The sequence below is a fragment of the Micromonospora sp. WMMD708 genome, from assembly GCF_049315245.1.
Taxonomy (GTDB): domain Bacteria; phylum Actinomycetota; class Actinomycetes; order Mycobacteriales; family Micromonosporaceae; genus Micromonospora; species Micromonospora wenchangensis.
Window position 1 is genome coordinate 507,231 of sequence record NZ_CP186060.1, and the last position, 22,843, is coordinate 530,073.

27 protein-coding genes and 1 tRNA gene are annotated in these 22,843 nt (G+C 70.4%); 8 read left to right on the top strand and 20 right to left on the bottom strand.

Translation table 11 applies throughout. From position 1 onward, the window contains the following. The first annotated feature begins 142 nt into the window (after nt 1–142). A complete protein-coding gene (locus ACN260_RS02295; protein ID WP_422754524.1) occupies nt 143–1,402 on the top strand; it encodes an MFS transporter in 1,260 nt (419 codons plus the stop codon). A gap of 74 nt (nt 1,403–1,476) precedes the next feature. On the opposite strand, the gene ACN260_RS02300 is transcribed toward ACN260_RS02295, so the two are convergent. After that, nucleotides 1,477–1,971 (bottom strand): YajQ family cyclic di-GMP-binding protein, encoded by a 495-nt coding sequence (locus tag ACN260_RS02300; RefSeq protein WP_204924838.1) that lies wholly within the window; start codon nt 1,969–1,971, stop codon nt 1,477–1,479. Between the two features lie 148 nt (nt 1,972–2,119). Here ACN260_RS02300 and ACN260_RS02305 point away from each other — a divergent pair. Then, nucleotides 2,120–2,203: transfer RNA gene (locus ACN260_RS02305), tRNA-Tyr, on the top strand. Nucleotides 2,204–2,266: 63 nt separating this feature from the next. Here the strand turns inward: ACN260_RS02305 and ACN260_RS02310 are convergent. The 13 genes from ACN260_RS02310 to ACN260_RS02370 all read right to left on the bottom strand — a co-directional run bounded on the left by ACN260_RS02310 (nt 2,267) and on the right by ACN260_RS02370 (nt 12,567). Further along, a complete protein-coding gene (locus tag ACN260_RS02310; RefSeq protein ID WP_422754525.1) occupies nt 2,267–3,712 on the bottom strand; it encodes a tyrosine-type recombinase/integrase in 1,446 nt (481 codons plus the stop codon). Then, entirely contained in the window at nt 3,709–3,918 is a 210-nt protein-coding gene (locus ACN260_RS02315) for a helix-turn-helix transcriptional regulator (protein WP_357654307.1), read from the bottom strand. The genes ACN260_RS02310 and ACN260_RS02315 overlap by 4 nt, the downstream gene beginning before the upstream one ends. 132 nt (nt 3,919–4,050) lie before the next feature. Continuing rightward, nucleotides 4,051–4,770, bottom strand: coding sequence for a DUF3631 domain-containing protein (locus ACN260_RS02320; protein WP_422756594.1), 720 nt, complete (start codon nt 4,768–4,770; stop codon nt 4,051–4,053). Between the two features lie 541 nt (nt 4,771–5,311). Next, nucleotides 5,312–6,130: a DNA cytosine methyltransferase gene (locus tag ACN260_RS02325; RefSeq protein ID WP_422754526.1), complete on the bottom strand. Its 819-nt coding sequence runs from the start codon at nt 6,128–6,130 to the stop codon at nt 5,312–5,314. Next, on the bottom strand, nt 6,127–7,023 hold the full coding sequence (locus tag ACN260_RS02330) for a bifunctional DNA primase/polymerase (RefSeq protein ID WP_422754527.1): 897 nt from the start codon (nt 7,021–7,023) through the stop codon (nt 6,127–6,129). Before ACN260_RS02330 ends, ACN260_RS02325 begins: the two co-directional genes overlap by 4 nt. Before the next feature lie 276 nt (nt 7,024–7,299). Beyond that, entirely contained in the window at nt 7,300–7,527 is a 228-nt protein-coding gene (locus ACN260_RS02335) for a hypothetical protein (RefSeq protein WP_422754528.1), read from the bottom strand. A 182-nt stretch (nt 7,528–7,709) separates the two neighbouring features. Beyond that, nucleotides 7,710–9,644: a conjugal transfer protein TraB gene (locus tag ACN260_RS02340; RefSeq protein WP_422754529.1), complete on the bottom strand. Its 1,935-nt coding sequence runs from the start codon at nt 9,642–9,644 to the stop codon at nt 7,710–7,712. A gap of 19 nt (nt 9,645–9,663) precedes the next feature. Further along, nucleotides 9,664–10,044: a hypothetical protein gene (locus ACN260_RS02345; RefSeq protein ID WP_282344971.1), complete on the bottom strand. Its 381-nt coding sequence runs from the start codon at nt 10,042–10,044 to the stop codon at nt 9,664–9,666. A gap of 18 nt (nt 10,045–10,062) precedes the next feature. Continuing rightward, on the bottom strand, nt 10,063–10,530 hold the full coding sequence (locus ACN260_RS02350; RefSeq protein ID WP_422754530.1) for a Pycsar system effector family protein: 468 nt from the start codon (nt 10,528–10,530) through the stop codon (nt 10,063–10,065). Between the two features lie 94 nt (nt 10,531–10,624). Further along, on the bottom strand, nt 10,625–11,506 hold the full coding sequence (locus ACN260_RS02355; RefSeq protein ID WP_422754531.1) for a DUF2637 domain-containing protein: 882 nt from the start codon (nt 11,504–11,506) through the stop codon (nt 10,625–10,627). After that, nucleotides 11,506–11,817, bottom strand: coding sequence for a hypothetical protein (locus ACN260_RS02360; RefSeq protein WP_422756595.1), 312 nt, complete (start codon nt 11,815–11,817; stop codon nt 11,506–11,508). Before ACN260_RS02360 ends, ACN260_RS02355 begins: the two co-directional genes overlap by 1 nt. A 136-nt stretch (nt 11,818–11,953) precedes the next feature. Further along, a complete protein-coding gene (locus ACN260_RS02365; protein WP_422754532.1) occupies nt 11,954–12,322 on the bottom strand; it encodes an RRQRL motif-containing zinc-binding protein in 369 nt (122 codons plus the stop codon). Continuing rightward, nucleotides 12,322–12,567, bottom strand: coding sequence for a DUF6284 family protein (locus tag ACN260_RS02370; RefSeq protein WP_422754533.1), 246 nt, complete (start codon nt 12,565–12,567; stop codon nt 12,322–12,324). Before ACN260_RS02370 ends, ACN260_RS02365 begins: the two co-directional genes overlap by 1 nt. A 614-nt stretch (nt 12,568–13,181) precedes the next feature. On the opposite strand from ACN260_RS02370, the gene ACN260_RS02375 reads away from it, so the two are divergent. From ACN260_RS02375 to ACN260_RS02385, 3 genes are all read left to right on the top strand, one after another. After that, entirely contained in the window at nt 13,182–14,048 is an 867-nt protein-coding gene (locus tag ACN260_RS02375) for a GntR family transcriptional regulator (protein WP_421484203.1), read from the top strand. Continuing rightward, nucleotides 14,045–14,740 carry an HAD family hydrolase gene (locus ACN260_RS02380; protein WP_422754534.1) on the top strand — a complete coding sequence of 232 codons (696 nt, stop codon included), beginning with the start codon at nt 14,045–14,047 and terminating at the stop codon, nt 14,738–14,740. The genes ACN260_RS02375 and ACN260_RS02380 overlap by 4 nt, the downstream gene beginning before the upstream one ends. Nucleotides 14,741–14,871: 131 nt before the next feature. Continuing rightward, on the top strand, nt 14,872–16,278 hold the full coding sequence (locus ACN260_RS02385) for a pentapeptide repeat-containing protein (protein WP_422754535.1): 1,407 nt from the start codon (nt 14,872–14,874) through the stop codon (nt 16,276–16,278). Between the two features lie 238 nt (nt 16,279–16,516). Here the strand turns inward: ACN260_RS02385 and ACN260_RS02390 are convergent, their stop codons facing one another. The 4 genes from ACN260_RS02390 to ACN260_RS02405 all read right to left on the bottom strand — a co-directional run bounded on the left by ACN260_RS02390 (nt 16,517) and on the right by ACN260_RS02405 (nt 19,956). Beyond that, nucleotides 16,517–17,386 carry a hypothetical protein gene (locus ACN260_RS02390; RefSeq protein ID WP_422754536.1) on the bottom strand — a complete coding sequence of 290 codons (870 nt, stop codon included), beginning with the start codon at nt 17,384–17,386 and terminating at the stop codon, nt 16,517–16,519. Between the two features lie 142 nt (nt 17,387–17,528). Further along, nucleotides 17,529–18,386 carry a DMT family transporter gene (locus ACN260_RS02395; RefSeq protein WP_422754537.1) on the bottom strand — a complete coding sequence of 286 codons (858 nt, stop codon included), beginning with the start codon at nt 18,384–18,386 and terminating at the stop codon, nt 17,529–17,531. 34 nt (nt 18,387–18,420) lie between these two features. Continuing rightward, nucleotides 18,421–19,158, bottom strand: a complete 738-nt coding sequence (locus ACN260_RS02400; RefSeq protein WP_422754538.1) for a 2'-5' RNA ligase family protein — start codon at nt 19,156–19,158, stop codon at nt 18,421–18,423. Nucleotides 19,159–19,170: 12 nt separating this feature from the next. Then, the gene (locus ACN260_RS02405; RefSeq protein WP_422754539.1) at nt 19,171–19,956 is read right to left on the bottom strand and encodes a GntR family transcriptional regulator; all 786 of its coding nucleotides are present in this window, start codon (nt 19,954–19,956) and stop codon (nt 19,171–19,173) included. 326 nt (nt 19,957–20,282) lie between these two features. On the opposite strand from ACN260_RS02405, the gene ACN260_RS02410 reads away from it, so the two are divergent. The 3 genes from ACN260_RS02410 to ACN260_RS02420 are packed head-to-tail and all read left to right on the top strand — an operon-like array spanning nt 20,283 to nt 21,571. After that, entirely contained in the window at nt 20,283–20,681 is a 399-nt protein-coding gene (locus ACN260_RS02410; protein WP_422754540.1) for a hypothetical protein, read from the top strand. Nucleotides 20,682–20,739: 58 nt separating this feature from the next. Further along, nucleotides 20,740–20,976: a precorrin-4 C11-methyltransferase gene (locus ACN260_RS02415; RefSeq protein ID WP_422754541.1), complete on the top strand. Its 237-nt coding sequence runs from the start codon at nt 20,740–20,742 to the stop codon at nt 20,974–20,976. A gap of 52 nt (nt 20,977–21,028) precedes the next feature. Continuing rightward, nucleotides 21,029–21,571: a DapH/DapD/GlmU-related protein gene (locus ACN260_RS02420; RefSeq protein WP_422754542.1), complete on the top strand. Its 543-nt coding sequence runs from the start codon at nt 21,029–21,031 to the stop codon at nt 21,569–21,571. Nucleotides 21,572–21,700: 129 nt separating this feature from the next. Here the strand turns inward: ACN260_RS02420 and ACN260_RS02425 are convergent, their stop codons facing one another. Next, nucleotides 21,701–22,138 (bottom strand): hypothetical protein, encoded by a 438-nt coding sequence (locus ACN260_RS02425; protein WP_422754543.1) that lies wholly within the window; start codon nt 22,136–22,138, stop codon nt 21,701–21,703. A gap of 44 nt (nt 22,139–22,182) precedes the next feature. Further along, nucleotides 22,183–22,695, bottom strand: coding sequence for a GyrI-like domain-containing protein (locus ACN260_RS02430; protein ID WP_422754545.1), 513 nt, complete (start codon nt 22,693–22,695; stop codon nt 22,183–22,185). Between the last annotated feature and the right edge of the window lie 148 nt (nt 22,696–22,843).

Consider the following 22,843-nt stretch of genomic DNA (forward strand, 5'->3'; position numbering starts at 1 on the left):
GGTCGATCAGCAAGTTACCGTCTCGCCGCCACCGGGTCAGCGGCCCCGGGTGTGAGTGAATCGACCATTCCCGGAGCGACCTGCGGCGTTAGGGTCTACAGGGTTCTGAGTCGTTACCTGATCGTCTCCTGGGAGGTGTGCCGTGTCCGCACTGCGCCAGTACCTGGGCGTCTGGCGGATTCCCGGCGCCCCCCTACTGCTGCTCCTCGGTGTCGTCGGCCGGCTCGGCATCGGCATGACCCCGCTGGCGTTGCTGCTGGTCGTGGAGCAGGTCACCGGCCGGTACTCCCTCGCCGCCGTGGCCGGTGGCATCTACGCCCTGTCCGGTGCCGCGCTCAGCCCGGTCGCCGGCCGGATCGCCGACCGGGTCGGACCCACCCCGGTGCTGCTGGTCACCGCCGTGGCGCACCCGCTGGCCCTGTTCGCGCTGCTCGGGGCCAGTCGCGCCGAGAACGCCGACCTGCGCCTGATCTACCTGGCGGCCGGGCTGGCCGGGGCCACCTATCCGCCGCTGACCGCCGCGATCCGGGGGGCCTGGAACGACCTGACCGCCCCGGCGACCGGCCGCTACCAGTTGCGCAACACCGCGCTGGCCGCCGAGACGTCGCTGTTCGAGGTCGTCTTCGTACTCGGCCCGCTGCTGGTGGCCGCGTTCGTCCTGGTGGCCGACGCCGCAGCCGCACTGGTCGGCGCGGCCGTGGTGACCCTGGTCGGCACCGGCGGGGTGGCACTCGGCCGGGTGATGCGCGCCTGGCGTCCGCACGCCCGCGAGCACCACGCCCGGGGCCTCGGTCCGCTGCGGGTCGGCGGGTTCCCGGCGCTGCTGGTCTGCGTGGCGAGTCTCGGCATCGCGTTCGGCGCGGCCGGCGTGATCGTGCCGGCGTTCGCCGGTAACCAGCCCACCGACGACCCGCAGAGCCTGGCCGGCCTGCTGCTCGCCGTCTGGGGGGTGGGCAGCGCCGTGGGCGGTTTCTGGTTCGGGGTACGCCGCCCGGCGGCCAACATGACCCGCCAGTTCGCCTGGCTGCTCGCGGCGGTGGCCGGCACCCTGGCGATCTTCGCGGTGATGCCCGGCCCGGTGTCCCTCGGCATCGCCCTGGTGATCGGCGGAGCCACCATCGCCCCCGCGCTGACCCTGGAGAACACCCTGGTCGGGCGGATCACCCCGACGGGAATGCTCAACGAGGCGTACACCTGGGTGGTGACCATGTCGGTGGCGGCGAGCGCGGCCGGCGGCGCGGTGGCCGGCCTGATCGTCGACCACGCCGGCGGGGTGCCCTGGGCGTTCCTGTTCGCCGCCGCAGCGGTCGGCGTCGGGGCCGCCGTCGCGGCGCTGCCCGGCGGCCCGATCGCCCGCGCCGAGGCCGCCGCCACCCGCGCCGAACACCCCGTCACGGTCTGACGGGGGGTACGCGTGCCGCGGGCGGTCGTCCCGTCAGGGGACGACCGCCCGCGCGTGCGGTGCCGGCTACCGGGTCAGCGGTAGTTGGTGAACTGGAGGGCCACCCCGAAGTCCTCGCCCTTGAGCAGGGAGATGACGGTCTGGAGGTCGTCCTTCTTCTTGCCGGTGACCCGGAGCTGGTCGCCCTGGATCTGCGCCTGGACGCCCTTCGGGCCCTCGTCGCGGATCTTCTTGCTGATCGCCTTGGCCTTCTCCGACTCGATGCCCTGGATCACCTTGGCGTCGATCTTGTAGACCTTGCCCGAGGCGCGGGGGTCGCCGGCGTCCAGGGACTTCAACGAGATGTTCCGCTTGACCAGCTTCTCCTTGAACACGTCCAGGGCGGCGCTGACCCGCTCCTCGGTCTCGGCCTGGAGGCTGATCGCCTCCTCACCCGACCAGGAGATCTCGGCGCCGGTGCCGCGGAAGTCGAACCGCTGGGCAAGCTCCTTCTCCGTCTGGCGAAGGGCGTTGTCGACCTCCTGCCGGTCGACCTTGCTCACGATGTCGAACGACGGGTTCGCTGCCATGCTGATGCTCCTGCTTGTCCGGCGGTCTGTCAGGGTCGTCGCGGTGCTGACCAGCCCCACGACCCTCTGACGGTACCCGGTTGCCATGCCCCCGGGGGCGACCGCTATCCTTGCTCCGCTGCCGCGTTACGACACGGCGGTGTGCCCTGGCGGGTTGCCCGAGCGGCCAATGGGAGCGGACTGTAAATCCGTCGCGAAAGCTACAGAGGTTCGAATCCTCTACCCGCCACCAGGTGCACAAAGCGGCCCCTGACCAGCGAGAATGCCGGTCAGGGGCCGCTTTCGTGAGTCTCACTCAGTCCTGCTCTGACCCGCTCAATCTCGCCGGTCGCGTCGTATTCGCGTCGGCGTTTTCCGCACCTCCCAGCGCAGCCTCGATCCGGCGGCGGGCGGCTTCCTCCTGGCCGTAGACGCACTTCGCGTAGACCCGCATGAGGACGTTCACACTGTGCCCGGCCCACTCGGCGACCTGGGTAGCCGGCACCCCCGCATTGAGCCAGAGCGACACGGCAGCGTGCCGCAAGTCGTACGGCCGGCGGGCCAGCGGGGAGCGCTGCTGAGCCGGGGTGAGCACCTTTGCCCGCGCATCGCGCCACGCCTTCCCGTAGGTGTTGTTCGGGATCGGCTGGCCGGCGGTAGGCACGTATCGCCCACCGGGGCCGCGCCGGGTCACGAACAGCTTGCCGTTCGATCCGGGCGGGTACTCCTTGACGTGGTGGTCGAGTAGCCGCACGAGCGGCGGCGGCACCGGAACGTCCCGCGTGGCTGCCTTGGCGCGGTGCTTCAGCTCTCGGTCTTCGGTGGTGTCGTCTCCGTCGCCCCAGTCGCGGCCTACGGCCACCGTGGAGCCGGTGAGGTGCAGGACGCCCCACCCCCCGCGCTGAGCGGGCCGCTCGTACTCGTCTTCCCGCAGGTGAAGCACCTCCTCGGGGCGCAGGGCGGCGTAGTACATGCATCCGAAGAACGCTTCCAGCTCGGGCACGGAGCGTCCCACCTCGGCGAGCAGCGCTCGCGCCTGATCGGGATTCACCACCGCCCCACGGTCGATCTCATTGGCCGTCTTCGGTGCGGTCCAGCTCACCAGGGACATCGGGTGCACGTCGAGTAGCCGCAGCTCAACGGCGTACTTCAGCGCCCCGGAGAAGACAGCCCGCTTACGGGCGATCGTGCTGGCCGACGCGGCGGCACCATCCATCCGCAGGGCAAGCGTGTCGAGCGCCTTCCGCACCAACGCGGCGTCGGCGAGCGCGGACAGGTTGACGGTGTTGGCTTTGAGCCAGCGCACGGCGGTGGCGAGGTCGGCGGGTGGTTCCCCGGCGTCTCGGCGTGCCTTGTTGAACACCCATCCGTAGAGTGCGGCCCGTAGCGCCTTGTCGCTGGGCACGCCCCGGTCGGTCGAGAGCAGTGCCGGGGTGACGGTGGCCAGCGTCTCGGCGATGCCCTTCCGGTGCTTGGCCGACGCGCGAGGCCACTTCATGTCGACGTAGGCCACGGCGTGGTCGAACCACGACCGGGTGTTTAGTGCTCGCGCCATTGGCTCGGGCAGGCCGCTGACCTCATCGAATGCGACACCCTCCCGCTGCGCAACGATCAACTTGGCGCGGAAGCTCTCCGCAAGCGCTCGCGTCGCGTAGGTCTTCCGGAACGGCTTCTTTGCGACGAACCAGCGAACGGAGTAGCTGGGCTTTTTCTGGCTGCGGTTCGGAAGGATGCTCCACAACCGCACGTCATAGCTACTCAAGCGGCCTCCTCGTGGTCGTCAATCCAGTTGTCCAGGTCGCGGCGGCGGACGTACAGGCTGCCGTTGGGGTACTTGATGGTTCGGGGGGCGCGGCCGGTGGCCTTCCACTTGAAGAAGGTCGACCGGGGTACGCGGAGTTCGTCCAGGACTTCGGCGAGGGTGAGCAGGTTGCCGGTGGGGGTGGTGCGCTTCGGTCGGCTGGTCACGGGTGGCTGTCCTTCCTCGGTGTGGAGGTCGGTGCGTCGCTGGGCGGTCGGGGTTGCCCGGGGTAGCCGTCCCAGCCGTCCCAGCCGTCCCGTTGCAGGTCAGGGCTGGGACGGCTTGGAAGTTGGGACGGCTTAAGCCGTCCCAGCGGTCGGCTGGGCGGTGGTGGTGTGGGACGGCTTGAGCCGTCCCAGGGGGATAACCCGTCCCGGGGCTGAGCTGGGCGGGGACGGCTGGGACGGCTGGGACGCCTCTGCCGGGGGTACGGCTTCGGGGCCGGGGCAGTAGCGCTGCCAGGCGTCGGTGAAGTCGGCTTGGTAGTAGCCCTTGACCTGCCCGTGGGGCGGCCCGAACCGGATGTTCGTGGACCGGATCTCGTACTCGGCCAGGAGTTGGCCGAGTTTCATGGCGGTCAGGCCGGTACCGCTCTTGCCGTACTCGGCCCACGGCGCTTCGGCGTCGGCTCGCAGGTGGTCCAGCAGGATGCTGCTGGGGATGCCGGGACGGTTCTGGGTGTCGGTCACTCCGGCGGTGCGGAAGATGGCGCGGCAGTCGGCCAGGAGCCGAATCCGGTCGGAGGGAACGGCGGCCCCGTCGCGGAGGGCGGTGAGGGTTTCGCAGGCGCGGCGTGCCCGGTCGGGCCAGGGTCCGCCGGCAAGGTCGGCGACGGCGACGAGGGGTTCCCAGGTGTCGGCGGCGCGGTCTTCGACGGGCATGGGTGGTTCCGCGGCTTCGAGGGCGGGCAGGTTCGCGCGTAGCCAGGTCGTGAGGGTCCGGGCCAGGGTCCGCAGGGCCGGGCCGTCACGACGGTGCCGGTACGGGGCGACCTGCTCCCCGGGTGCCCGGCGGCGCATGCGGATGACGACGGCGCGGTCTTCGATGGTGTCGGGCATCGCGCCGATGCCGGCGAGTGCGGCCATGGCGAAGGTGGGGATCTTCTCCAGGCTGCGGGTGTTGTTGTCCCAGCGGATCGCGGGTCGGTTGCGTTGGTGTCCGGCGTTGAGCAGGCCGCGTAGGTCTTCGTTGCCTTCGGCGGCGGCTCCGAAGATGGTGTCGGCTTCGTCGACGAGCAGGGTGGGCGGGTCGTCGCTGCCGATGGCCCGGTAGACGGCGGCGGGGCTGGCGTTGACGGTGATCAGGGGCGTGTAGCAGGTGGCCTCGACGACGTCGAGCAGTCGGGACTTTCCGCACCGCTTTTCGGGTGCCCGGATGACCAGGCGGGGGGCGTGCGCCCATGCGGGTTGGGCGTGGCTGGCGGCGATCCACAGCGTGACCGCGTCGGCGGCTTCCGCCGACGGCAGGATCACGTACTTGGTGAGGCAGGCGTGCACCTGGTCGAGAATCGCTGCGCCGTCGACCTGGTCGGTGGTGGTGCCGGTGGGTTGGGTCATGGGTTCACCTGCTCTGGTGGTGGTTGAGGATGATGTGGCCGATGTGTTCGGCGACTGCGGGGACGACGGCGTTGCCGAGGGCGCGCAGTCGGTCCACCCGGTGGGGAACCCCATGAGCCACTCGACCCACGTCGGGTTCAGTGGCCCACCAGCGCGCTCGCTCAGTGGCCGTCCCGGTCGGTCCCAGCCCGCTCCCCGGCCCGCGTCCCTGGCGGTGGGTGTCGGCCAGAGCCGGACGGCGGCGAGCAGGTTCGGGCCGCCGCCACCCGTTGCCGTCCTGCCGTAGCTCGCCCCCGATGTCGAGTCGGCTGCTTTGGGGGTCGGCCAGTGCGGCGAGGACGAAGATGCGTTGACGCCGGTGAGGTGCCCCCACCTCGCTAGCTGAGACAACGCCGGCACTGGCGGTGTATCCGAGCCGTTGCAGGTCTCGGAGGACGAAACGAAGTCCCCGGGTGCGGTGTCCCATGACGTTCTCCCCGACGACGTACCGGGGTCGGATCGCGTGGATGACCCGGGCCATGTCCGGCCACAGCCACCGGTCGTCATCGGTGCCCCGGCGCTTGCCGGCGGTCGACTCGGGTTGGCACGGGTAGCCGCCGGCGACGACGTCGACCCGGGGCCGGTCGGTGGAGCGCCACCAGGCGGCGGCAGTACGGACGTCGTCATGTGAGGGGACCTCCGGCCAGTGCTTGTGCAGGACGGCACGACAGAACGGGTTGATCTCGACGTGGCCGACGATGCGCATTCCGGCCCGTTGCAGGCCGAGGGACAGACCACCGATGCCGGCGAACAGCTCCAGCACGTTGAGCGGTTCGCCGGTCATGCGGCGAGTCCTTCGGCGCGGAAGCCACCGGTGATGGCGGCGCGAATGTCCCGGTCGGTCTGCTCTGCCTGCTGGCCGGCGGTGGTGAGGGCGGCTACCGCGTCGTCGTGGCTGATCGCGTCGACTGCAACCATGCGGGCGATGCCCCTGGCTGCGCCGTAGAGGGTGGTGCGGCGGGTTCCCTGCGGGGCGGTGGTGACCGCGTGCAGGTGTGCGGCTAACAGCCGGTCGGGGTGGGAGATGCCCTCCGCCTCTCGGGTGATGGTCGGCGTGTGCGCCGGCACCGAGATCGGGGCGGGCGGGGCCGGTCGGCACGCGGTAACCAGCGCGGGGGGCATCTCCTGCATCTCCCGGCGCGGCGCCCACCGGTACGGGCGGCCCGTACGCGGGTGCACGCTCGGCGGCAGCACCACATACCCGCCGTCGCCCTTGACGTCGATGCCGGGGCCGAGTCCCTGCCTCGGCTTGCCCTGACTGCACGACACCGGCTGTCCGGGGTGCCGGTAGTACAGGTGCAGGCCGCCCGACCCGGTGACCACGTAGGCGGTAGGCGGCAACAGCCCATCAGCAATGAGCGTGTTCATGGTGTCCCTACCGCCGTGGGCGGGGTCGACGTCGACCACGACGGTGCCGGACGCGGCACCGGTACGCAGGGCGAGCTGCCCGGTAGGGACGGCGGCCACGATCGCGGCGACCCGCTCCGGGTCGGTGGTGGCGGCGTAGAAGCCGTGGCAGGTCAGGCAGGCACAGCCTTCCCGGTCGTGGTTGGGGCCGGCGGCGGCGCAGGGTGGGCAGTTGGCGACGGGTCGTTTCGACCGGGCGAGCATGAACACGGGCCACCCGCGTTCGGTGTAGGTGAGGGCGGGGGCGACCAGGGCAGACGTGTCGGGCATGGCGCTCCTCTCGGGTTCGTTCAGGACCATCGATAGGGCTTCGGGCCGGCCGGCAAGGGCGTTCGGGGTGTGGGCCGGGCAGCGTGGGCCTTGCAGGTAGGGGCGGACACCGTCGGGGTGGTGGCAGAAGCGCTGTTCAGCGCCGATCCAGTGCCCGCACCGGATGCCGTTCGGGGGCATGGCCGCTCCTTTGCGGGTGCGGCGTGACGATGGCCAGCGCCGGGCGGGCACTGGCCATTGATGGGGTGAGGGCGCGAAGCGCGCCGTTCAGAGGTGTCAGCGGTGGGGCCGCAGCAGCGCCCAGACCACGAATACGACGGCGGTCACGACCACCGCGACGGCGAGTAGCCAGCCGCTGAGGTCGCGCAGGAGCCAGCCGGTGATGCGGGCGCGGGCGAGGGTGGCGTCGGCGTACCAGGCGACGCGTTCGACGCGACGGCCGAGGGGCACGCCGAGGATCAGGCCGAGTAGCGCGCCTAGGACGAGCGCGGCGACGGTCAGCATGGGGTTCTCCCGGGTGGGTGTGCGCGGGCAGTGTTGGTCACGGGCTGCGATGGTGTGGGGGTGGTGGGGGCCGTCCGGATGGTCCGGATGGTGGCGTCCGGACGGCTTCCTACGTGGACTCTGGCGGGGTCGTCCGGACGGTCCGGACCGTCCGGACGACCCCGGGGTGTGGTGACGGTGCGTTACGCCGGTTCGGGGATGCGGATCTTGTAGGTGCCCCGGTCGGTCTTGCGGAGCATGGCGTCGGGGCCGGTGGAGAGTCGGCCGAGTGCCTTGCGTACCCAGTCGCCGGACAGGCCGGTAGCGGCGATGACGTCACCCAGGTCCCCGGGTCGCACGACGGTGACGCCAGCATCGTGCAGGTCGTGCAGGTGCCCACGCAGGTGCTCGTACGCCTCATCGGTGCTCATCGCCGGTTGGCGGAGTCCGAGCGGGATGCGGGGCATGCCGGGTGGAATGCGGATCGGTTCGGCGGGGTCGACGTCGTCGGGTGGGTCGTGGGGGTTAATCGCCTGGTTGGGTTCGTCGTCGTGGTCGCTGTCGTCGTCGGTCGGGGTGGGTTCCGGACGGGGGTGGGGTGCCGGCCGCGCCGACTCCGGGCGAGTGGGGCCGGCGGCGGGTTGTCCACCGAGGTACGGCGCGACCGCGTCAGCGCGCTGGTCCTCGTCGGCCACGTAGCTGCGGCAGGGCATGGACCAGCGGGTGGTGTCGGTGCCGGGAACCTCGGCGTAGAGGTAGCCAGGCTTGGTGTTCTTCCATGCCCATGGCATCGCCCCCGCGTCGAGGGTGGCCTCGGACAGGGCCATGCTGGCGTCGACGTCCTTGTCGACGCCGAGGCAGATCGACCCGGGGATGTTCGCCCGTGCCGAGGTGGGGAACCGGTCGTGGCTGGCGCGCTGCAACCCGAACACCAGCGAGATGCCGGCGCTGCGGGCGGCTTCGGTCAGTTCGGTGACCAGGGGGTTCCCGGCGGCGACCTGCGACGCCTCATCGATGATGGCGACGCGGTAGCGGGGGCATTGCCGGCAACCCTTGGTCCACTGCTTGTGGCCGTGTGCGCCGATCTGCCTGGCCCGACCAGTGATGTCGGTGTACAGGTCTTCCAGCAGTTCGTTCGTGTCGTCTTCGGTCCCGGCGGTTCGGGCGGCACCGTGGATGGCCCAGGTGGGGAGTTGGTCGAACTTGCGGGGGTCGGCCAGCCAGAGTTCCGCGTCGGTGCGGGAGATGACTTCGGCGGCGATGTTGAGGATGACTTCGGTTTTGCCTGCGCCGGACATGCCGACGATCAGGAAGTGCGCCGCGTTCCGCCCGGCCGTGTGGTCACCCGGCAGCCACAGGGTCAGCGGTTCGCCGTCTTCCATCACCCCGAGCACGATCGGTTCCGCGATGGACCGGCCGGGGGCGGACAGGCCGGGCCAGGGGACCATGGCGCGGAGCTGGTCGACGGGGACGACTTCGACCCTCCCGCGTCGGGCGGAGTCCGGGTCGGGGATGACCCGCACCGCCGTTTCCGGCACGTCGAGCGCGGAGGCGAGGGCGGCCCGGTCGGCGGCCAGCTCCCGCACCGACGTACCCGCCTCCAGGGTCACGCCGGCCGTTGCTTTCGCGCCCTTGATGGTGGGTCGGGCGACGCTGGCGTTGCGGAGGCTCTTGACGGCTTCGGCCAGCCCGCCCCCGGCGGTGGTCGGGTCGTCGCCGTCGCCGTTGCGGAGCACCCGGATGACGGCCATGGCGATGGTGGCGGTGGGTGCGCCGATGAGCCACATGTCCGACCACGGTGAGGACCAGGGGCCGGCGATGGTCGCGCCGATCGCCCACACCGATCCGGCCACGCAGGTGGTGGTGGCGACGGCGCGGCGGACGATGCCCCGGGCGGCGGCGGCCCGCCACGTCAACGACGTCAGCGCCGTGCCGGCGAGGGTCAGGCCGGCGGCGGCAGCGCCGACGGTGGTGGGTTGGTCGCCCCATCGCCAGTGGGCCAGGCCGGTGGCGACGGCCAGGCCGACGGACCCGGTCGGGGTGACCAGGTAGGGCCACAGTGGCAGCCGCACCGTGTGCACAGCGGCTAGGCCGGACGGGTCGGTGATCCCGCCGTTCTTCGGCATCCGTGACTTCACGATCCCTCTCCTTCCTCGGTCAGGCGGTGAATTTGAAGTCGGGGCGGCGGGTGCCTCGGTAGCCGACCTGCTCCAGCTCGGGCATGTAGGCGGTGACGAACCGGTTGTTCGCCGTGATCACGTACTGACTCGCGATCACCAGGGCCTCGGATGCCTGTTGGATCGGCTTGGCGACCTGCCGGGCACGCGCCCGCGCGGTCAGACCACCGACGACGACGGCCCCACCACCGACCCGCCGCAAGCGGGCGTCCAACTCGCTGGCGGTGATCCCGAGTTCCAGGGCGGCGGCGTGCAGGATGCGGCGGGTGCTCTCGCACCACTCGATCAGAGCGTGGTTATCCGTCAACGAGTCCGCACCGGAGAACAGCGTGCGACCCTGCGGCGGGTTGGTGTTCGACACGAAACGACTCCTTCGTGATCAGGCGAGGGCGGCGAGCAGGGCAGTGAGCGCGGTGCCGACCATGCCGGCCAGCAGCAGATCCACAGCGGTACGCACCCGCCGGTACTTCCGCACGGCCGTGCGGGACAGCCACACGAGGTGGTGCGCCCGTTCGGCGGCGGCGGTCAGCGGCGGGGCGGTGGCCTCGGTCATCAGGTCCCCCGGCGCGGTCCCGGCGTAGCGGACCAGGCCGTGACCACCACCGAGGCACGGCCGCACCGCACCCGCGAGCAGTGCCACCGCCGTACCGACCAGGGCGACGGTGGCGACCCCGGCGGCCAGGGCCGGGGCGGGCAGGTCGGTGCGGGCCAGGATCGCCACGCCGACCGTCACGGCCGCACCCGCGACGGCCATCAGGGTGGACGCTTTGCTGTCGGCGCGGGCGAGTTCGGCGCGGACTTCGGTGATCCGGTCGGCGAACCAGGCCGGATCGGGTACTGGCACCATCAGAGGTGCCCTCCCTTCATATGGGGGTTGGGTGACCGGACCGGCGGCACAGCACGGGTTTCTCAGGCCATCAGGGCTGTGCCGCCGGGCGGGGTCAGGTACGGCTGCGGCGGCTGGTCACCAGCAGCGCGGCGGACGCCATGACCATCAGCCCGTCGACAGCGAGGGGGCCGATGGCGATGGTGAGCGGGTCTTCGCCGAAGTGGGCCAGCAGTCCGGACAGGTGCCGGTAGGACACGACAGCGGCGACCACCGCGACCGGGAGCACCCCGGCGACCCGGGCGAACACGGAGCTTGCTCCGTTGCCCCAGGGGATGCGGGTCAGGATCTCCACCGTCACGAACAGCGCGACCGGCCAGAACACCGACAACGCCACCGCCAACGGCGACGGCGACCACCCCGAATCCGGCACCCAACCAGCGGGCGCGCCGTCGGGCGACTTCGGCAGGTAGGTGTGGGCGATGTTCGCCGCGATCGACACCACCCCACCCAGGATCACCCCGACATAGGCCCACCCCCGACCCGACGGACGACCAGCAGCCCGGGCGCTGGTCGGGGCGGTGGTGATGTTGGAACCCGGGTCTGCGGCGGGTACTGCCTGCCCCGACGCGACCCCGGGTGCCCCGGTCCCGTCCGGGGCCGTGCCCGGGGCGGTCGGGTCGTGCGGCACCGGGGCCGTGAGCGCGTCCGGGGCGTCCGGCGCGGGCGGGTCGACGTCCGGGTGCGGGTCCAGGTCGACCGGCGGCAGGTCGGCGGCGTCCGGGGCGGGGGTGGTGCCGGTCGGGGTGGGGTCCGGGTCGGCCGGGGGGCGGGTCAGTCGGTTGATGATGGCGTCTGCCTTCGGACCGCCCACCCGCAACTCGGTCTTGATCCGGTTCCGCGACGGAACCGTGCCGAGACGGGCGACCAGGGCGTGCGCCTCGGGCATCAACTCGTCGACCGTTCGGGGGTAGATGCTCAGCGTGGGTGCGGTCATCAGGCCACCGCCAGCGCGGCGAGCCGGTCAGCCGTCGACGAGTCGAGCGGTTCGACGGGGTCGGTGTACTCGGTGGCGATGGCGTAGAACTCCCAGCCGTGCCAGGTCGGGTAGGCGTTCATCTGCCGGTACGGGCGACCGTCGGTGGTAGTGCCGTCGTGCTCGCCGGCCAGCATGTCCGGGTCGTTGAGTCCGGCCAGGTGCAGCCACGACTTCAGGGCGGCGATGCTGTCGAACGTGACCGACAGCGACACACCCGGGGTGTGAACCCGGATGTCGGTCGGGTCGGCCAGCAGCAGCAGTTCGGCCATCACGGCGCGGCGGGTCTTACGGGCGGTCATCGCAGCGTCTCCTTCACGGTCGGGGTGGCGTGGTTGAGGGCGTGGGCGAGGGCGAACGGGGCGAGCATCACCAGCGGTCCGCCCAGCAGGATCAGGAGCAGCCAGATCACGAGGGGACTCCTTCGAAGCAGTCAAGGCACTCGTTCAGCGAGCGCGGGATGTAGTAGGGCTGCACCCGCTCGCAGATGCGGCAGGTACGGCGGGCCAGCAGGGCGGCGCGGACGGCGCGGAGCTGGGCGGGGGTGGCGGTGCGCTTCGGCCGGGCCAGATCCACCCGGTACAGGTACGCGGCGCGGGTACCGCCGACACCACGCCAGAGCACCTGAGCGGCGATCTCCTGACCACCCGGACACAGGCCGGCGGCACGGAGTTGACGGCGGGTGGCGTAACCGGCCGGGGCACCCTGCCACCAGTAGGTAGGGATGCCGAACCTGGTGCCGTCCGGATCGTGAAAGGCGGCCCGGATGCGGGACATCAGGCGACCCGGAACGCGGCCTGCCCGGTAGCCGGTCGCCCGGCCACCTCGGCGGCGACGCGGGTGACGCGGGCCTCGGCCCGGCGCAACCTGCGCCAGTCCAACGGCGACGGGCCACCCCGGTCATCGGCGTACAACAGGCTGATCTCAGCGTCGAGCACGTCCAACTCAGCGGCGATCAACGGCCACTCGGCGTCAATCGCGGCCAGGTCAGCAGGGGTCGGGTCCATCTCGGCGGGGGTCACTTCGATCGGTTCCTCTCAGTACGGCGAGACGTCTGCGGGCAGGCCCGGCAACGGTTCTCATCAGGGGCCAGCGGAGCGAGCGACCCGCACGCCGTGCAGGTACGCCAGATAGCGCGGCTCTTGGTCGTGACACGCACACACGCGGCAATCACGGACATAGCGGGATCACCTCTCCCACGGGGGTAGGTCAGATCGGGTAGGTGGCGCGGTCCGGGCGTCACACGGACCAGCAGCAGAGCGCCGGGGCTGGGGCCGCGCGGTCACAGCGCGGCCCCGCCCGCAGCAGGGACCAGAGGCAGAAGCAACCGCGCGCCAAGATCAGCCCGCTCGGCCCGCTCGCTCGGGACATACCGAGGTCGGCCACCATGTGGATCAAGGCGGACATACCGCAGACGGATCAAACGCGGCACTCCTGCTGTGAAGTTCTCAATGAACGACCACGCGATCGGCCCGTAGGCGTGCGGCGCAACGCGCCAACCTTCCTCGGCTTCCGCTCGGCTTGCCCTGCCTGGCTAGCCAGGTTGGACGTGATGAACCTAAGCCGGCTTGGCTAGTCAGGTCAAGGGGGTGCGGCGAACTTTCCTGACTTGGCTAGTCAGCGATACCGTGAGGGGGTGAGCGAGAACCTTGACTTCCTCGGCGAGCTGGACCCCGACGACCCCAAACAGGCTTCGCAGCAGATCGCGAACAAGCTGCGAGCGGCCATCCTCACGCGTCGACTCGCGCCCGGTGACAAGCTGCCGTCACAGCCCGACCTGGCCGCCCGGTACGGCGTTGCGCGGGAGACAGTCAAGCGAGCCTTAGACCTGCTCCGGGCGGAACGGCTGATCGTGTCCCGGCAGGGCAGCGGCGCGTTCGTTCGTGCGCAGACACAGCGAGCGGTGGAGCTGCGGCCCCACATCGAAGCGGCTTTCGAGAGGGCCCACGTCACCATCGACTTCGCCGGGTTCTCGGGCGAGACGTTGCGAGACGCGCTTGCCGAAGCGCTCGACAAGGTGCGGGTAGGAAGGCTCGCGCCGGAGACGATCGCGGTACGGGTGCTGATCTCTGACATGACGATGCCCATGGCGCTGCCCGCTCGGGCTGAGACTCAGGCGGATGATCCGGCGGTGAGAGAGCGAGCCGAGCGCATCACGCGCCGGGCGGCAGACGGCATCATCGACCAGGTGGCCGAGCTGGGCGACCTCGGCCTGATCCGCTCAACAACGGTAGAGGTGCGGATGCACCGAGCGTCGCCCCTGTTCAAGCTCTACATCTTGAACGGGGAAGAGGTCTTCTACGGCTTCTATCCGGTCGTTGAGCGCACCGTCTCGATCAAGGGTGAGCCCATGGCGATCTACGATCTGATGGGCAAGGACGTGCCGTTGTTCCACTACGCCGTGACCGACGATGACACGTCTCACGGCACGCAGTTCGTGGAGGCATCCCGCCAGTGGTTCGACTCGGTGTGGTCGACCATCGCCTACCGGTACGACGGATGACCGCCGACCTTGGCCGGGTGTTCAGGGGGGTCGGGGCGGTGCTGCTCGACTTCGACGGACCGGTGTGCAGCATCTTCGCCGGATACCCCGCCCCGCAGGTTGCCGCCGAGTTGGTCGAGTTGCTGCGGCGACGCGGTGTCGACGTACCTCCTGACCTAGCTAGGGAGCCCGATCCGCTTGAGGTGCTGCGCCGCACCGGCGCGGCCGGCAACTACGGCACCACGCGTGCGGTAGAGGATGCACTCTGCGCGGCTGAGCGCCGGGCCGTGGAGACTGCCGAGCCAACGCCGTACGGCCGTGAGGTCATCGTGGCTGCCCAGCAAGCCGGGATGCCGGTGGCGGCGGTCAGCAACAACTCAGCCGGGGCTGTATCCGCCTACCTAGCCGCGCACCGGCTCGCCGGGTACGTCTCGCCGGTAGTCGGCCGGGCGTACGCAGACCCGGATCGCATGAAGCCCAACCCGGAACCGATCCTGCAAGCCGTGCGTGCCCTCGGCCAGTTGCCGGCCCGGTGCGTGCTGGTCGGCGACTCGCTGCCGGATATCGAGGGCGCGCGGGCCGCTGGAGTAGCGGTGATCGGCTACGCGAATCGGCCGTCAAAGGTCGATGCGTTCCGGCTCGCCGGGGCGGGCGCGGTGGTTACCAGCATGGGCGAGATTGCCGAGGTTCTGATCGACCGGGCTGAGGGCTGAAATCGGGAGGGCCTGCATCTGGTCGTTTGCTCCGATCGACTATGAAGAGAAACGTGGAGCGCGAAAGTCGATCTCTGTCCTCGGTGCCTGGCGGCATTGGAGTTCCACCACTTCCACCAGCGGATAGTCCGGTGCCGGCGCTTCGGCTTTGGAGTATCCGCCGATCGATCGCGCTGGTCATCGCGACTGCGGTGCTGGTGGTTGGAGCCCTGATTGCTGGAGCGCTCTGGTACGCCGGTTGGCCGAGCCTCCACCGGGCCAGCACCGTCACGGCCGCCACCCTGTTTGACCTGCTGAAGCTTGTCTTTTCCGTGGTGGCGGGTATTGGAGGTGTCGCAGCTCTCGTAGTGGCGTACCGGCGGCAGCGCGTAGCCGAGCATGCCAACAAGTTGGCCGAGTTTGCCCACGGGTTAGCGCACGCCGCTGACCTGCGCGCGGAGGCTGCCGAGGGGCGAGCCAAGATCGAAACCGACCGTAACGGGGTCCGGCTCTTCAATGAGCGATTCGCCAAGGCTTCCGAACAGCTCGGCTCGGACAAGGCGGCAGTGCGATTGGCTGGGGTCTACGCCATGGCCGGGCTGGCAGACGACTGGCAAGACGGTCGACAGACCTGCATCGACGTCCTCTGCGCGTACCTCCGTATGCCCTACACCCCGCCTCAGGATGCCCCAAACGAAGCGCTACCGACGCAGGCCGACGGCGACGCGCCGGCGGCAACCTCGGAGACTGCTCGGACCGCTCGCGAGGAGCGGGAGGTGCGTCATACCGTCATTCGACTCATTGGCAGGCATTTACGGCTTGCCGAGGAGGATGCGAATTCGTGGCGCGGCTTCGACTATGACTTCACCGGCGCAGTTTTCGACGGTGGTGACCTCTCGGGCGCGGCGTTCAGCGGTGGGCGGGTTTCGTTCGACAGGGCGACGTTTGGCGGCGGGGTGGTGTCCTTCTACGGGGTGACGTTTGGCGGCGGAGAGGTGTCCTTCGACGGGGTGACGTTTGGTGGCGGGGTGGTGTCCTTCGACGGGGTGACGTTTGGTGGCGGGGTGGTGTCCTTCGACGGGGCGACGTTTGGTGGCGGGGTGGTGTCCTTCGACGGGGCGACGTTTGGTGGCGGGGTGGTGTCCTTCGACGGGGCGACGTTCAGCGGCGGAGAGGTGTCCTTCGGCGGGGTGACGTTTGGCGGCGGGGTGGTGTCCTTCGGCGGGGTGACGTTTGGCGGCGGAGAGGTGTCCTTCGGCTGGGCGACGTTTGGCGGCGGAGAGGTGTCCTTCTACGGGGCGACGTTTGGCGGCGGGGTGGTGTCCTTCTACGGGGCGACGTTCAGCGGCGGGAAGGTGTCCTTCGACGGGGTGACGTTTGGCGGCGGGGTGGTGTCCTTCGGCGGGGCGACGCTCAGCGGCGGAGAGGTGTCCTTCGGCAGGGCGACGTTCAGCGGCGGAGAGGTGTCCTTCAACGGGGCGGATCTGGACTACCCCCCGAAGTTCGACCGATGGCCGGACGGACGCCCGCCAAAAGGGCTACACCTGCCCAACGAGTGAGGCTGCGTCGCATCTGCGTTGCCATCCTGCCGATACAGCCCATCGGGCCAGGTCAGGGCTTTGAGCGTGGCGCTCTGTAAATCCGTCGCGAAAGCTACAGAGGTTCGAATCCTCTACCCGCCACCAGGAGCACAAAGAAGCCCCTGACCAGCGCGAACGCCGGTCAGGGGCATTCTTTGTCTAGCCTCGCTTCCGTCCCACTCCGATCGGTCGACCGGCCACCTGCGTGGCATACGTGTCACCGTTCGATCCTGTACGTCACGGGCGTGAATCCCGATCCAGCGGGTGCCTGTCGGGCGGGGAACCGGGTGCACCAGGCCAGTGTGGCGTCGTCGTACGCCTTGGCGCGCGGCCACCGCCTGCCCTGCGGATCGTCGGCCTCCGCCGCCCGGACCCGCCTGATCACCTCGCCCGGCCCTTCCGCAGCGATGAGCGCGAGCACTTCCGGCCAGCCCGCCAGGGCGAACTGATCCACGATGCGGCTGGCCCCGTCGCTGAGCAGGACGGCACCCCTGAGTTCCGCGACAGGTCGACTCCCGGTCAGCGCTTCCGCTGCCACCCCCGGATCGTCGGCGGCGACCCAGAACCCGCCGGGCCGGTTGCGGTGGGCGCGGAGGGCTTCGATGTATTCGCGGAGCGCCCGGTCGTGTTCGGTGCTCCCGTTCGGGGTGGCGTCCATCGCGGCGCGGTAGCGGCTGCCCACGGCGTCCACCCGCCCGTCGGTGATCACCTCGGGGGCGTCTCCGGCGCGGTCGAGGACCAGCACGGAGTCGGCGAGCGCGAGGTGGTCGGCGCGGTCCTCGTCGATCCGGAGGATGGTGACGGTTGCTGACGGACTGCTCGGATCGCTGATGTCGCAGGTGTCCCGGTGCGCGTCGGCGACCTCCGCGATGGCCTGACCGAGGATGGCGGTGAGGTCCCGGCCGTCGTCGGCTGCGAGCTGGGCGAGCAGCCCCCCGCCGAGCCGGCGGGTGTACCAGGCGACGCCGTGCAGGCAGGTCGAGGTGGTGCCGGCCAGCCCGGCCCCGTCGAGCAGGACGACGGCATTCGGTACGGCACCGACGAAGTCCTCATTCGGCTGGTCGGGCTTGGCCGGGCTGGTTGCCATGACGACCTGCATCAGCGTCCTCCATGCCGTTCAGGGACCGATGAACCGTGGCGTCGGTGGCCGGCTTCGGGACGGTGACCCATGGGCAGGTCCGTCCGAGCCACCCGAGGTACGAGGATCGCCGGTCGATGTGACGTGCGGGTTATCCGATTTCGGTGGACCGTCGCCGGGTCAGGGTGACCCCGGCGAGGACCAGGGCGATACCGGCCACGATCGCGGTCGTGACGGCCTCGCGGAGGATGACCCATCCCAGGACCACGGCGACGACGGGCAGCAGGTAGGTGACCACCGAAGCTGCGGTCGGACCCTCGTCGTCGATGATGCGGTAGTTCAGGACGTAGGCCGCCCCGGTGCCGAGCAACCCGAGTACGAGCAGGCTCGCCACCGCGTCGAGCCGCCACTCCGGCGACTCCAACCCGGCGAATGGCAGCGCCGGGACCAGCAGAACGGCAGCCGCGCCGAGCTGGGCCGCCGACAGCATGAGCGGCGGGATTCCGCGCCCGGACAGGAACCGGCCCATGTAGACGTAGCCGAGCCCGTAGCTGGCGGCTGCGGCGAGGCAGGCGAGGCCGCCCCAACTGGCGATCTCGCTCGCCGACTCCCACGGCGAGAAGATGACCACGACCCCGAGGAACCCGAGGGCGAACCCGGCGGCCTTCTTGATGGTGACGGCCCGGTCGACGCCGACGAGGACGGCCAGCAGCAGCGTCCACAGCGGCGTGGTCGCGTTCAGTACCCCGGCCACGTTCGACCCGATCGTCTCCTCAGCGATGCTGAACAACAGGTACGGCACGGCATTGGCGACCAGGGCGGCCACGAACAGGTGACCCCAGAGCCGCCCGTGCCTCGGAAAGCGGAGTCCCCGGGACAGCGCGATCGGGGTGAGGACCAGGAAGCCGAGCAGGAGCCGGGCGAACACGATCTGCACCGGGTTGAAGCCCCGCAACGCGAGCTTGATCCAGAGAAAGCCGGAACCCCACAGCAGTGCGAGACCCGCCACCCGGGCGATACCTGCCCGGGAGACCCGCCGCCGGTCAGTCCTCAACGGGCTTTCCGTAGTTCAGGTCGGCTGGGGTGACGGGCCGCGTAGTAAGGGCGTCCCCGGACTTGTCATGCCGTGCGGAAGCCTGAAGCGGTAGCCGTGCGATCGAGGACCACTCGTACATCTGCCGGTCTCGGTGCATGTCTATGACGTCGACGTGGGTGATCCGGACGGCGGCGGGCCGGGGCTCGGTCGCCGTGACGGCCTGGACGTAGGGTGCGGCCGGACCATCGGTGGTCAGGTAGGCGACGCTCACGTGCGGGCGGTACCGGCGGGGATCTTCGGGAACGTTCTCGTCGCCGAGCACGTGACCGAGGGCAGCCCGGGTGGTGGCGCGAAGCTCCTGGACGGCATCGGCGGGCGTTGCCGGCATGACGATGGCCTCGTCCGCGACGATGGCCTCACCGAACTCGACAGCGACCGGACCCAGCCGGACGAGTTGCTTCCCGGCCTCTTCGATGATCGCGGCCAGGGTTTCGTCGCCAACCTCGTCGGTGAAGCCGATGCCCTGCATGGTGAGGTGCAGCCACTGATCCGGAATGAGAGTCAGGGAAGGTGCCGCGCTCAGTGCCGACCGGTAACGGTCGGCCAGTCGGTACAGCTCGGGTTGGTCCTCGAAGGTGAGGTGGAAGGCGTAGAAGCGTCGGCCGACGCGCCAGCCGGGTCGCCACCACCAGTGGTCACGGACCCGATCGGCGTGCTGCCCGGGGGGAAGGTCGGCGAGCGCCACGGCGTACCCCTGTCAGACGTCGGACGGCGCGTGGGGCGCGGTGGCCGTCGGCTCCACGTCGTACTCGTCAATGATCATGATCCGATCGGCGGGCCAGATCGATTCGGATACTTCCAGGATGGTGTCGTCCTCGGCTCGGGCCGTGTGGATGACGTGCATGACCGGGGCACCTGTGGGAAGCGCGAGGGCTGCGGCTTCCTCGACGGTGGGGAGGCGGGCGATCCACTGGTCCCGCGCCGTCGCGTAGCGCCTGCCGCTCAGTTCTTCGACGCAGAGGAACAGGCCCTTGGGAGTCACCGTGGGCTCCTCCAGATGGGTGCCGGCGGCGATCTCGGCGGGGAGGTAGCTGGCACCGATCTCCTCAGCCTTGCCGGTCTCCCGGTCGAAGAGGTGTCGGCGGCGAACTACCACCTCCGTGTCGGGCTCGATGCCCATGACCTCGGCGATGTGGGCGGGGACCGGCATGCGTCCGGCGAAGACGATCTCGTGCCGGAGGTGTGAAGTCAGGAGTTGCCGGTCCTGGCGGGCACGTCCGTAGCGGTCGCGGGACCGGCGGTGCAGTCGCCGGCTCTCGCGGACGAACGTGCCGACGCCGTGACGGGATTCGATCAGCCCTTCGGCGCGGAGGACGCTGATGGCGTTCCGGAGGGTTATCGGGCTGACGTGGAAGCGCTCCGCGAGGGCTGTCTCGGCGGGAAGGCGGTTGTCCGGCTTGAACCTGCCCTCGCGGATCTCCCGCCGCAGCTGAGCCGCGATCTGTAGGTACTTGGGTGCCCTGGCACCGAGATCCTCGGTCATGTCTGCCCCATCTCCGCCTGGGTCCTGTGGAGGTCCACCCCTGTTGAACACGGTAGCGGCCAGCCCTTCTGACTCAGTCCTATAGAGGTCTTGATTGGCTGGCGCCAGCTTACCTATAGTCCTCTATAGGTCTTGTCGGGTGCGTAAGCCCTCAAGGAGCCGGCGGCGAGTGGACGAGGAAGGTGGGCGATGTCGATCCCCAACGCGATCAGGGTTCCGATGCTGGCCGGGTCTACGGGTGTCAGACGTCAGCCGCCGGGGCGGTGGCATCCGCCGCTGCTGACGCGGGCGCAGCCGTGCCGATGTGGCGGTGGGCGGTGGCCGCGATGACCCGTACCGGTAAGCCGACCACCACCCACCCGCCGTGGTGTACCCCCGAACGCTGCGGTTTCCTGGTCCCGCCGGTGATGCCGCACATGGCCCGCCGGCATCGTGGCCCGATGCTCCGGGTCGGTGAGAGTCGGGCGAGTGGCCTCGTCGTCACGTACCTCATCAGCGCGGAAGTCCCGGGTACGCCGCTCGTCGGGGTGCACGCGACCTGCCGGGCCGGCAACGCCTGGGCCGAGTTGTCCCTGCCCCAGGCCGCCGAACTGGCGGACCAGTTGCGTGACCTGCTGGCCCAGGCGGTCGACCAGGTCGATCCGGGCCGGGGCGACGGTGACCCGCCGGGGGCTGATCCGGCCGAGGATCAGGGTGACGGCCGTCCGGGGGTCGACGATGAGTGAGGGCGGTCGGCCGGCCGCGTGTCCGGTGTGGTGCCGGGGGTGCGGGCCGAACGACCCGATGCACCGCGGGTTCCTCGCCACGGTGGGGCGGGAGCGGACCGGCTGGGTGAGCCTGCAACTGATCGTCGACCGGTTCGTCCGGCGCGAGGCGGCGATCAAGCTCGACGCGACCCGGTGCGGCGCCACCCAGGCCGTGTTGCTGTCGCTCGGGCAGGTCGACCGGCTCATTGACGAGCTGACCCAGGCACGTGGGCTGATGCGGGCCCCGGTGCGACAGCCGGGGGAGGAACGGTGAGCGGTGGCGGCCCCCGGGGCCGGGTGCGAGGAGCGTCGGCGAGGATCGCGGGGTGTCCGACGACCGCTTCATGCGTATCCACAGCCCCGAGTTCCAGGCGATGGCGGCGAGGGTGCTGCGGGCCACCGAGTTGACCTCCCGGCTGAACGTGCTGCCCTTCGACGACGAGGCCGGCCGGGCGGAGTTGTTGGCGCAACTCCTCGGCCGGCCACTGCCGGCGCGGGTGACGATCTATCCGCCGTTCTACACCGACCACGGCCTCAATCTGGAGATCGCGGAGCGGGTCTTCATCAACCAGAACTGCACGTTCCTCGACTATGCCGGCATCCGGCTCGGCGAGGGCGTCATGATCGGCCCGAAGGCCACCTTCATCACCCTCGGTCACCCGGTCGACCCCGGGCAGCGGCGGGAGTGGCTGACCGGTGCGCCCATCGACGTGGCGGAGAACGTCTGGATCGGGGCCGGCGCGACGATCCTCCCCGGCGTCAGCATCGGCCGCGACGCCGTGGTGGCGGCCGGCGCGGTGGTCGCCGACGACGTCCCGCCCGCCACCCTGGTCACCGGCCCCAAAGCAGGTGTACGCCGCCAGTGGTGACCGCCACGCCTCCCGCCCGCCGCACCGTTGGGCCGAGGTAGCGGTATCGGGGCGGGCGGATACCGCTACATCGGCCCAGTTGCGTAGATCATGGGCGACGCCCGTCCCGGTCCGGAAGGCGCGCGGGGGCTACGGCGTGGCCTCGTGGCCGGGCATGCCGTGGGTACGCCGCCGCTGCTTCATCTCCGCCTCGTAGAGGTGCCGCCGGCCGTCGGCCAGCTTCTCCCGGGCGTACCGCTCGATCTCCTGGAACGTGGCGTAGTAGCCGTCGTCGAACTCCTCCACGATCTGGAACGTCCACCGGCCGGGCAGCAGGTTGCGCCCCAACAGCTCGTGCTCGACCCGGTCGGCCACCTCGTCGTGCCCGGCCCCGCGCAGCAGCTCCACCACCCGGTCCAGGGTGAGATCCGCGCCGCCGACGAGCTGGTGCGCGGAATAGAGGTGCCCACGCACCCGGTGGATCGTCTCCAACGCCTCACTCAACTTGCCCAACGCCTCGACCGTCGCGTCGTCGACTCCCGCCGGCCGCGCGTGCTCCTCGTCTATCGCATCGTTCTGACCTGCCATAACCCCCGACATACCCCCATACCGCCCCAGGTATCCCGGTCTGCTCAGTCCGCCAGTCGGAACGCCAGCTGTGTCTTCCACGTGTTCCGGTCCGGGTCGTCGTCCGGGCCGAGGTGGTAGATCTCCAGCCGGCAACCCCAGCGTTCACCCGCGTCGGTGTCGGCGGCGTCCCAGCGCAACCCGTGGCGCTGGGCCCACTCCAGGAACGCCCCGGTCACCGCGACCAGTTCGTCGGGGTCGCCGACGTGGGTGGTGGTGAGGTAGCGGCCGGCCGGCAGCATGCCGGTGCCCATAGGTGCCTCGACCGCGAGCTGCGTGCCGGCCGGCAGCGGCACGCCCGCCTCGACCTCCAGCTCCCGCGCCATGTCGATCACGTGGTAGCGCAGGAAGTCCGGGCCGGCCGGGGTGATTCCCCGCGTGGTCAGCCAGTCGGCCAGGTCGGCCAGGTCGGCCGCGGCGTCGCCGATGGTCGCCATGGTCACCGTGCGTCGGATCCCCAGGTACGGCTGGGGCGTCCGTTCCTCGATCACGGGCGTCACCGGTGTCTGCGATGTCATGGATTCACGACATCATCGGGGTACGACATCACGGGGTCCGACCGCCTCTGGCGGGTGTTTCGCCTGCTCGCGCCGGCTCGCCACCGTACGCGTGTTTTGTCGTTGATCTGGTGCGGAGTCCGTCGACTCCCGACAGGCCGCTTCCGTA

Excerpts from the sequence above, each read along its gene's own strand:
- ACN260_RS02365 (WP_422754532.1), bottom strand. The coding sequence starts at position 12,322 with ATGTCCCGCATCCGGGCCGCCTTTCACGATCCGGACGGCACCAGGTTC.
- ACN260_RS02300 (WP_204924838.1), bottom strand. The coding sequence starts at position 1,971 with ATGGCAGCGAACCCGTCGTTCGACATCGTGAGCAAGGTCGACCGGCAG.
- ACN260_RS02410 (WP_422754540.1), top strand. The coding sequence starts at position 20,283 with ATGACCCGTACCGGTAAGCCGACCACCACCCACCCGCCGTGGTGTACC.
- ACN260_RS02350 (WP_422754530.1), bottom strand. The coding sequence starts at position 10,530 with ATGGTGCCAGTACCCGATCCGGCCTGGTTCGCCGACCGGATCACCGAA.
- ACN260_RS02425 (WP_422754543.1), bottom strand. The coding sequence starts at position 22,138 with ATGGCAGGTCAGAACGATGCGATAGACGAGGAGCACGCGCGGCCGGCG.
- ACN260_RS02405 (WP_422754539.1), bottom strand. The coding sequence starts at position 19,956 with ATGACCGAGGATCTCGGTGCCAGGGCACCCAAGTACCTACAGATCGCG.
- ACN260_RS02325 (WP_422754526.1), bottom strand. The coding sequence starts at position 6,130 with ATGACCGGCGAACCGCTCAACGTGCTGGAGCTGTTCGCCGGCATCGGT.
- ACN260_RS02355 (WP_422754531.1), bottom strand. The coding sequence starts at position 11,506 with ATGACCGCACCCACGCTGAGCATCTACCCCCGAACGGTCGACGAGTTG.
- ACN260_RS02415 (WP_422754541.1), top strand. The coding sequence starts at position 20,740 with ATGCACCGCGGGTTCCTCGCCACGGTGGGGCGGGAGCGGACCGGCTGG.
- ACN260_RS02330 (WP_422754527.1), bottom strand. The coding sequence starts at position 7,023 with ATGCCCGACACGTCTGCCCTGGTCGCCCCCGCCCTCACCTACACCGAA.
- ACN260_RS02335 (WP_422754528.1), bottom strand. The coding sequence starts at position 7,527 with ATGCTGACCGTCGCCGCGCTCGTCCTAGGCGCGCTACTCGGCCTGATC.
- ACN260_RS02360 (WP_422756595.1), bottom strand. The coding sequence starts at position 11,817 with ATGGCCGAACTGCTGCTGCTGGCCGACCCGACCGACATCCGGGTTCAC.
- ACN260_RS02430 (WP_422754545.1), bottom strand. The coding sequence starts at position 22,695 with ATGACATCGCAGACACCGGTGACGCCCGTGATCGAGGAACGGACGCCC.
- ACN260_RS02380 (WP_422754534.1), top strand. The coding sequence starts at position 14,045 with ATGACCGCCGACCTTGGCCGGGTGTTCAGGGGGGTCGGGGCGGTGCTG.
- ACN260_RS02320 (WP_422756594.1), bottom strand. The coding sequence starts at position 4,770 with ATGCGCCGCCGGGCACCCGGGGAGCAGGTCGCCCCGTACCGGCACCGT.
- ACN260_RS02390 (WP_422754536.1), bottom strand. The coding sequence starts at position 17,386 with ATGGCAACCAGCCCGGCCAAGCCCGACCAGCCGAATGAGGACTTCGTC.